Origin of the sequence: Phocaeicola sp. (assembly GCF_048170425.1) — a bacterium.
GTDB lineage: Bacteria > Bacteroidota > Bacteroidia > Bacteroidales > Bacteroidaceae > Phocaeicola.
Window position 1 is genome coordinate 1 of record NZ_DBEXBB010000244.1, and the last position, 6805, is coordinate 6805.

Consider the following 6805-nt stretch of genomic DNA (forward strand, 5'->3'; position numbering starts at 1 on the left):
TGTCAAAATTAAGATTCAGAGTAGTAGAAAAGGCATTTCACAAAAAACCGGTAGAAGTAGCCTCGCCAGCAACACGCCCAAGTGAATACTTTGCGAAATATGTATTCAACCGCGAAAAAATGTTCAAATATCTGCCGAGCAACGTATATGCCAAACTCATTGATGTGATTGACAACGGTGCCACCCTCGACCGCAGCATCGCCAATGCCGTAGCCGACGGAATGAAAAAATGGGCTATCGAATTAGGTGTGACTCATTATACACACTGGTTCCAGCCGCTGACGGAAGGTACAGCTGAAAAGCATGATGCCTTCGTAGAACACGACGGAAAGGGAGGCATGCTGGAAGAGTTTTCAGGTAAATTGCTTGTTCAACAGGAATCAGATGGTTCTTCGTTCCCCAATGGAGGTATCCGCAATACATTCGAAGCCCGCGGATATAGTGCATGGGATCCGTCTTCACCGGTCTTCGTGGTAGACGACACCTTATGTATCCCAACCGTATTCATTGCTTACACAGGAGAATCACTCGACTATAAGGCTCCGTTGCTGAAAGCATTGAGTGCCGTAAACAAGGCTGCGCTGGATGTAATGCATTACTTTGACCCTTCTGTAAAGAAAATCATTTCTTACCTGGGATGGGAGCAGGAATACTTCCTGGTAGACGAAGGTTTGTATGCTGCTCGTCCGGACTTGCTGCTGACTGGCCGTACCTTGATGGGACACGAAGCTTCCAAAAATCAACAGCTAGAAGACCACTATTTCGGAGCCATTCCAAGCCGTGTAGCAGCCTTTATGAAAGATTTGGAAATCCAGTCTCTGGAATTGGGCATTCCGGTCAAGACACGCCACAATGAGGTAGCTCCGAATCAGTTTGAACTTGCTCCTATTTATGAAGAATGCAACCTGGCAGTTGACCACAACATGCTGGTTATGTCACTTATGCGAAAAGTAGCACGCAACCATGGTTTCCGTGTGTTGCTTCACGAAAAACCGTTCAAAGGTGTCAATGGTTCCGGTAAGCACAACAACTGGTCACTTGGAACCAACACCGGTACATTATTGATGGCTCCGGGAAAGACTTCCGAAGAAAACCTGCGTTTCATCACTTTCGTGGTAAACACTTTGATGGCTGTTTACCGCCACAACGGATTGCTGAAAGCCTCTATCATGAGTGCTACTAACACCCACCGCCTAGGTGGTCACGAAGCTCCTCCTGCCATCATTTCTTCTTTCTTAGGAACACAGCTTAGTAAAGTACTCGACCACTTGGAAGAAAGCACCAATGACGATTTAGTGTCTTTGGGAGGCAAACAAGGCATGAAACTGGATATCCCCCAGATTCCGGAACTGCTGATTGACAATACAGACCGCAACCGTACCTCTCCTTTCGCCTTCACTGGAAACCGCTTTGAATTCCGTGCACCAGGCTCTGAAGCGAACTGCGCCAGTGCCATGATTGCCTTGAATACAGCTGTAGCAGAACAGCTCATTGAATTCAAGAAAGAAGTAGACGAACTGATAGAAAAAGGAGAACCTAAGATTTCAGCCATCCTTCAGGTGGTTCGCAAATGCATCAAGATATGTAAGCCTATCCGCTTCGATGGCAACGGATATAGTGATGAATGGAAAGTGGAAGCAGCACGACGCGGCCTGGACTGTGAAACTAACTGTCCGGTTATTTTCGATAACTACCTAAAACCAGAAAGCATCCGCATGTTCGAATCAACAGGGGTCATGACCCGTAAAGAGCTGGAAGCCCGTAACGAGGTGAAATGGGATATGTACACAAAGAAAATCCAAATTGAAGCCCGTGTATTAGGTGACCTGGTCATGAATCATGTAGTTCCAGTAGCTATTGAATACCAGACAAAACTGATAGACAATGCATACAAAATGAAATCGCTGTTCCCAGAAGAAGAAGCTCAGACTCTGTCTGCCGAGAACTTAGCCATCATCAAGGAAATTTCAGAACATACTTCCTTCATCAAGAAGCATGTGGATGAAATGGTAGAAGCCCGCAAGGTAGCTAACCGTATTACCAGCGAACGTGAAAAAGCTATTGCTTATCACGATACAGTTGCTCCGATGCTGGAACAAATCCGTTACCACATTGACAAGCTGGAACTGATTGTCGACGATCAGATGTGGACACTCCCGAAATATCGCGAACTGTTGTTCGTTCGATAATTTCCGAAATACAAGTCTTACCATTATTTTATCATCCCCGAAAGACTTTTATCGGCTAGATTGGCCCTGAAAGCCTTTCGGGGATTTCTTTTCTGGACACTTTTTCTAACATTTTGTCTGACACAAAAGAATTATTTTCCACAAAGTATATATATTTGCAGCATGGAATGGCTAATTAATTTATTTGTGGAACAATCCGCTCTTCAGGCGGTCATCATACTATCGTTGATTACGGCAATCGGATTAGGATTAGGGAAAATTCATATCTGCGGTATCTCCCTTGGAGTCACTTTTGTATTCTTCACCGGAATTCTGGCTGGTCATCTTGGATTTGCCATTGACCCGCAAATGTTAAGTTACGCAGAAAGTTTCGGACTGGTTCTTTTCGTATATTCACTAGGACTACAAGTTGGTCCAGGATTTTTCAGTTCATTTCAGCGAGGCGGATACCGCTTGAATCTGTTAGGATTAGGAGTAATCTTTCTTGGCACAATAATGGCTGTGATGCTGAGCATGACCACTCCCATCAGTCTGCCCGACATGGTAGGTATTCTTTGCGGAGCTACCACCAATACCCCAGCCTTAGGTGCCGCACAGCAAACATTAAAACAATTAGGAGAGCCCACCAGCGGAGCTGCCCTCAGTTGTGCCGTGACCTACCCGCTCGGAGTGGTAGGAGTTATATTAGCCATCGTAGTCATCAGAAAGTTCTTTGTACGCCCGTCTGACATGCAGGAACATGAGCATGACGACTCCAACCAAACATACATCGCCACTTTTCAAATACATAACCCAGCCATCTTCAACAAAAGCATACAGGATATTGCCCAGGTGGGCTATCCCAAGTTTGTCATCTCCCGACTCTGGCGTGAAGGAACGGTCAGCATTCCGACTTCTGAAAAAATACTGAAAGAGAACGACCGTATTTTAGTTATCACAACCGAAAAAGACGCACCCACGCTGACCATTCTCTTCGGAGAACAAGAAAAACGGGACTGGAACAAAGAAGACATTGACTGGAATGCCATCGACAGTAAACTTATATCCAAACACATTATCGTAACCCGATCGGAAATCAACGGAAAAAAGTTGGGTTCACTTCGTCTGCGCAACACATATGGCATCAACATCAGCCGTGTACTACGAAGCGGAGTACAACTACTGGCCACTCCGGGACTGGTGCTGCAACTAGGTGACCGCCTGACTGTAGTAGGTGAAGCGGCAGCCATTCAGAATGTAGAAAAAGTACTAGGGAATACAGTAAAAACACTTAAAGACCCTAATTTAGCCTCTATTTTTATCGGTATCATACTGGGACTCATCGTAGGGTCCATCCCTATTGCCATTCCAGGTATCAGTTCACCTGTCAAGCTGGGATTGGCAGGCGGACCAATTGTAATCGGTATCCTGATTGGATCCTATGGGCCTCGTCTGCACCTTGTGACCTATACCACCCGCAGTGCCAACCTGATGCTCCGAGGCATCGGATTGTCTCTTTACCTAGCTTGTCTTGGATTGGATGCCGGAGCACATTTCTTTGAAACAGTTATGCGTCCGGAAGGAGCCTTGTGGGTAGGAATCGGATTCCTGATAACCTTTATTCCTGTCGTTATCATGGCTTTAGTATCCCTTCGTCTGTGCAAAATGGACTTTGGCAATACATGCGGCATGCTCTGTGGGAGTATGGCTAACCCAATGGCACTGAACTATGCCAACGACATTATTCCAGGAGATGAACCTTCGGTAAGCTACGCAACGGTCTACCCTCTCGGAATGTTTACCCGCGTCATCATCTCACAGCTAGTGCTCATGTTGTTTTTATAGAAACTTTTAAATCACTCAATATCATGAAAACCTACAAACAAATTACCCCGGAAATGATACAGAAGGACATCCGCTACCTGGAACTTCTTTCACACGATTTCCCTAACCTGGCTGCAGCCAGCACGGAAATCATCAATCTGGAGGCTATTCTGAACCTTCCGAAAGGAACAGAACATTTCTTAGCCGATCTGCATGGGGAATATGAAGCCTTCCAGCATGTGCTCCGCAATGCTTCCGGAGCTATCAAACGGAAGGTAAACGAGATTTTCGGCAACAACCTCCGCGAAATGGAGAAAAAGGAACTCTGTACGCTGATATATTATCCGGAACAGAAGTTACAACTAGTGAAAGAGGTGGAAAAAGATCTTGTAGACTGGTATGTCATCACCCTGAACCAGCTGGTAAAAGTCTGCCAGAATGTATCATCCAAATATACACGTTCAAAGGTACGCAAGGCGTTGCCTGAAGAATTCTCCTACATCATTCAGGAATTACTTCACGAAAGCCCCATGGATCCCAACAAGCAAGCTTACATCAATGTCATTATCCGTACCATCATCGACACACGCCGTGCCGACGACTTCATCATTGCACTGTGTAACTTGATACAGCGGCTGACCATTGACTCGCTGCATATCTTAGGAGATATTTTTGACCGTGGTCCTGGTCCTCATATCATTATGGACACACTTTGTGACTACCATAACTTCGACATCCAATGGGGTAATCACGACATCCTCTGGATGGGCGCCGCATCAGGAAATGACTGTTGTATTGCCAACGTACTGCGCCTGGCCATGCGCTACGGTAACCTTCCGGCATTGGAAGACGGATACGGCATCAACCTGCTTCCGCTGGCTACCTTTGCCATGGAAGCATACGCCAACGACCCATGCGAATACTTTGCTCCTAAAATAGCCCCCGAAAGCAGTTCATACAATGATAAGACCTTGCGGCTCATATCACAGATGCACAAGGCCATCACCATTATCCAGTTCAAGCTGGAAGCTGCTGCCATCCGGCGTCATCCGGAATTCGACATGGACAACCGTCTGCTGTTGCACCACATCGACTTCAAGCGGAAAGTATTCCAGCTTGACGGAAAAGATTATGAAATGCGCGACTGCCTGTTCCCAACCATCGACCCGGAAAACCCATACCAGTTGACGGAAGAAGAAGAGGAAATCGTACAGAAATTGCACAAATCTTTCACGGGAAGCGAAAAGTTGCGCAAGCACATGAAATGCATTTTCCGTTACGGATGCATGTACAATGTGTGCAACTCCAACCTGCTCTTCCATGCTTCTATGCCGATGAATGCCGACGGAACACTCAAGGAAGTAGACATCCTTGGAAAGAAATACAAGGGAGAAGCCCTACTCAAGCGCGTAGGCCAGCTTATCCGTACAGCTTATTTTGCAGAAGAAGATAATCCGGAAAAAGCGTTTGCCAGAGATTTCATCTGGTACCTGTGGTGCGGAAAAAACTCTCCTGCCTTTGACAAAAGTAAAATGGCTACCTTCGAACGTTATTTCCTGACCGACAAGGAAACTCATAAAGAAGTGAAAGGTTATTATTACACCTTGCGCGACCGTGAAGATATTTGCAACATGATTCTGGATGAATTCGGCGTGGAAGGAGAACACCGTCACATCATCAACGGACATGTACCGGTCAAAGCGGTCAAAGGAGAGAAACCGATTAAGGCCAACGGTAAACTGATGGTTATCGACGGAGGATTCTCCAAGGCTTACCAACCAGAAACGGGTATTGCAGGCTACACATTGGTGTACCACTCACGCGGTTTCCAACTTGTACAACACGAGCCCTTCACTTCTACTCAAAAAGCCATTGAAGAAGGCCAAGACATTAAGTCGACTACCCAAATCGTAGAATTAAGTAGTCAGCGCATGATGGTAAAAGATACCGACAAAGGGCGCGAATTGATGGTACAAATTGAAGATTTAAAGAAACTGTTGGTAGCTTACCAGAACGGAATCATCAAGGAAAGAGGCATTTAAAATACTGCCTTATTCAATCAAACAACAACAGAGACTATTTCTTTTTGCCAAGAAATAGTCTCTGTTGTTATTATACAAAATAAAAATGGCTGGCGTCCACACAATCACTTGCTCACACACCAACCGAAATCTAACTAACTTTTGTTTAACTATTATTTATTGCCAATATAATAACCTAAATGAGTAGGTTGATTATAACCTATATTCTGCATCGCCTGGCTCATGTCATAAGTATGATCTGTCATGAGATGAGGGAAACGATGCTCTGTAGGATAATTCGTAGAGAAAATATAAATCGCAGAATGGTCTGAAGAGCCCATTATTACTTCCTCACGCCAGTCGCCCAGGAAATCACCGTAATAACAAGGATTATATTTTGTACTATGATTACCTTCATTACTTCCATATCCAGTTGCAAAATTCACAAGACGGTTCTTGTTCGTTCTCGGATTAGCTTTATAGCTTACAATCAAGGCACGGTCAAACAACTCACGTGTCAACTCTCCACTCCACCAAATTGCCGCATTATATAGTGTACCACCACCAATACCAGTAGGCATATCAGAGCTTACAGGTACATCTGTAGGACCTCCACAATTATACATTCCAGAATTCATCGAAGACCAATATTCCATATTCGGACTATCAGGATCTACGTCTGCTACAATACAACGTCCCACATCACCACGTTTTCCAGCTCCATGAGCAGAAATCAAAGATCCATCACGTGCATCAATAACCTGACATCCATATCCTAATCCTTGTACAGAA

The 6805-nt window shown here is 45.1% G+C and carries 3 protein-coding genes and 1 pseudogene; 3 read left to right on the top strand and 1 reads right to left on the bottom strand.

The genetic code is table 11. The features are described 5' to 3' along the window. The 3 genes from ACMJ0U_RS09660 to ACMJ0U_RS09670 all read left to right on the top strand — a co-directional run. Positions 1-2189: glutamine synthetase III (locus ACMJ0U_RS09660; protein ID WP_417129754.1), on the top strand; the 2189-nt coding region annotated here is incomplete at its 5' end. Positions 2190-2351: 162 nt separating this feature from the next. Next, positions 2352-4013 carry a putative transporter gene (locus ACMJ0U_RS09665; RefSeq protein ID WP_417129755.1) on the top strand — a complete coding sequence of 554 codons (1662 nt, stop codon included), beginning with the start codon at positions 2352-2354 and terminating at the stop codon, positions 4011-4013. A gap of 23 nt (positions 4014-4036) precedes the next feature. Continuing rightward, positions 4037-6034 carry a fructose-1,6-bisphosphatase gene (locus ACMJ0U_RS09670; RefSeq protein WP_417129756.1) on the top strand — a complete coding sequence of 666 codons (1998 nt, stop codon included), beginning with the start codon at positions 4037-4039 and terminating at the stop codon, positions 6032-6034. A 152-nt stretch (positions 6035-6186) separates the two neighbouring features. On the opposite strand, the pseudogene ACMJ0U_RS09675 reads toward ACMJ0U_RS09670, so the two are convergent. After that, positions 6187-6805, bottom strand: a pseudogene (locus tag ACMJ0U_RS09675) (hypothetical protein); the annotation flags it as partial.

Coding starts and splice junctions, on each gene's coding strand:
- ACMJ0U_RS09665 (WP_417129755.1), top strand. CDS start 2,352: ATGGAATGGCTAATTAATTTATTTGTGGAACAATCCGCTCTTCAGGCG.
- ACMJ0U_RS09670 (WP_417129756.1), top strand. CDS start 4,037: ATGAAAACCTACAAACAAATTACCCCGGAAATGATACAGAAGGACATC.